Annotated in this window: 4 protein-coding genes and 1 pseudogene; 4 read left to right on the top strand and 1 reads right to left on the bottom strand. The window is 61.5% G+C overall.

The window, feature by feature from the left end:
* The 4 genes and pseudogenes from Q8R73_RS12170 to Q8R73_RS12155 form a co-directional block, all read left to right on the top strand.
* A pseudogene (locus Q8R73_RS12170) lies at positions 1-409 on the top strand (hypothetical protein); the annotation flags it as partial.
* Positions 410-583: 174 nt separating this feature from the next.
* Positions 584-904, top strand: coding sequence for a hypothetical protein (locus tag Q8R73_RS12165; RefSeq protein ID WP_305719793.1), 321 nt, complete (start codon positions 584-586; stop codon positions 902-904).
* Positions 901-1,224, top strand: coding sequence for a hypothetical protein (locus Q8R73_RS12160; protein WP_305719792.1), 324 nt, complete (start codon positions 901-903; stop codon positions 1,222-1,224). Before Q8R73_RS12165 ends, Q8R73_RS12160 begins: the two co-directional genes overlap by 4 nt.
* Positions 1,225-1,304: 80 nt before the next feature.
* On the top strand, positions 1,305-1,673 hold the full coding sequence (locus Q8R73_RS12155) for a hypothetical protein (protein ID WP_305719791.1): 369 nt from the start codon (positions 1,305-1,307) through the stop codon (positions 1,671-1,673).
* A gap of 19 nt (positions 1,674-1,692) precedes the next feature.
* Here the strand turns inward: Q8R73_RS12155 and Q8R73_RS12150 are convergent.
* The coding region (locus tag Q8R73_RS12150; RefSeq protein WP_305719790.1) for a secondary thiamine-phosphate synthase enzyme YjbQ at positions 1,693-2,021 on the bottom strand (329 nt) is incomplete at its 5' end.

Below are 2,021 nucleotides of genomic sequence, written 5' to 3'. Positions count from 1 at the left end.
GAAGCGCGCGACATCGACCGGCGCGGTCTGCGGCATCATTGCCGGCTTCGGACTGTGTCTGTTCTATCTCGTGACGACACGCTACTTCCCGGGCGCCGGTGTGAAGTATTTCGGCATGACATCGTTGCTGAACCCGATCACGGGGGCACCCCTGGTCGATCTGGCGAAGGCCATGGCATTGCCAAATGCCATGGAGTCCTGGCCGGCCGTGGCCCACCCGCTGGTCAACAAGGTGGGCTGGTTCGGCCTCACCAACATCGCCTGCGGGATGCTGGGAGCCCCGCTCGGCTTCGCCGTCATCTACGTGGTCAGCCTTCTCGGCAAGGAGCCGTCGAAGGAAATGCAGGCCTATGTCGACGACATCCGCAAGCCGCGGGGCAGGACAACGCTCGAAGAGAAGACCACCTAGGAGCGCTGCAATACCTCTCGATAAACGGGGCCCTCCGGGGCCCCGTTTTGTTTTCGAAGACCTTGCGTCCGCTCTTGCCGGGCAAGTCGGCGCTTGCCATTGTTGCGTGCGATCGTGGTGTCGTTACACATCCCGGTTGATCGATTGTAGAGACACTGCGGGAGGCATCGGACTTTGGATACGGCAACCTCTATCGCCACCTATTGGTACTATCACCTGCCGAACTTCGTTCTGGCGGCGTTGATGTACACCATGCTCGGCCGTTTCCTGCTCGGCCTGATGGTCGATCCGGATTCGCCCAATTACATCTGGCGGTTCTTTTGCCGGTTCACCGATCCGGTGATCGGCGTGATCGCGGTGGTGACCCCGAAGGTGACCGTTCCCGCCGTGCTCTGGCTGTTCGGCTTCGTCTGGATGTTCTGGCTGCGCGTCGCGTTTCACTACACCTTGCTGGTGCTGAACCTCGCCCCCAAGCTTGGTGGAGCGGCGTCATGAACCGCAATTTCTATTTCATCGGCATAGCGTTCTTCGGCATGATCAACGGCATATTCAACCAGCTGTGGCTGATCTTCTCATTGCTCTACGTGCAGACGATCGCCGGTCCCCTGCTGTTCGGAAACCTGTCGCTGACGCTGATGTTCGCGTCCTTGATGGTTTCGACCGCCACGGTCATTCTCGGCGGAATTCCGGCCGCCATCTACGAGCGGGTTACCGGCGCCTCGGAATCGAACGACGCCTCGCTCTGGATCTGGCTTGCGGGAACCGCGATCCTGGCGCTGCCTGCCGTCGGCAACTTTCTCAAAATCGGCCTCTAGCCGGCGCGCTGCCGATTGAGGGCGTGTGACCTTGCGGCTACGCTGCAGCTTCAGGTCCTGCGTGAACGGAGGGGCAGATCATGGACGCGATGCGCCGCATTGCCTATGCAACGGTGCTTCGCGCATGCGCCTTCGCGACACTCGCGATCTTCTGCGTCATGATCGGCCTGTCGTTTCTGCCGCGCTCCGCCTTTCAGGCGGGAGGTTTTCTGACCATCTTCATGACCCTGGTCCTCGTCCTGAAAGCCCATGAGGCCCGGACCAAGAATCACCGCCATACCGAGTTGTGGCTGTATCTTCCCAAGGAAAGCCGGCCACCGCAGGCCGTCGCACAGAAGATGGTATCGACGATCATGCGCGAGACCTATTTGATGTTCGCGCGCTGGACCGCGATCATCTCGATCGTGATGTGGAGCATCGCGCTTTTCTTCTCGGTTATCGGGCTTTAATCACGGACCACGTCTCATATCAGGTCCCTCCGGCAAACTGCAGCACGACCTCGCGGCGGTGCGGCGCGCGGCGATGCTCGACCAGATAGATCGCCTGCCAGGTCCCCAGCGCGAGCGCGCCCCCGAGCACCGGCACATGCAGCGAAGTCGCGGTCAGCATGGTCTTGATATGCGCCGGCATGTCATCGGGGCCTTCGGTGTCATGGCTCCACCCGGCATCCTCTGGCGCCAGCCGGCCGAGCGCCGTCATCAGATCGTCGAGCACCGACGGATCTGCGTTTTCCTGGATCGTCAGCGATGCCGAGGTATGGCGGATGAACAGCGTCACCGCGCCCTCCTGCGCGCCGG

It is taken from the genome of Bradyrhizobium sp., assembly GCF_030697065.1.
In the GTDB taxonomy this organism is placed as follows: domain Bacteria; phylum Pseudomonadota; class Alphaproteobacteria; order Rhizobiales; family Xanthobacteraceae; genus Bradyrhizobium.
Note: the sequence above shows the minus strand (reverse complement) of the source record. Positions and strands in the feature narration are given on the sequence as shown.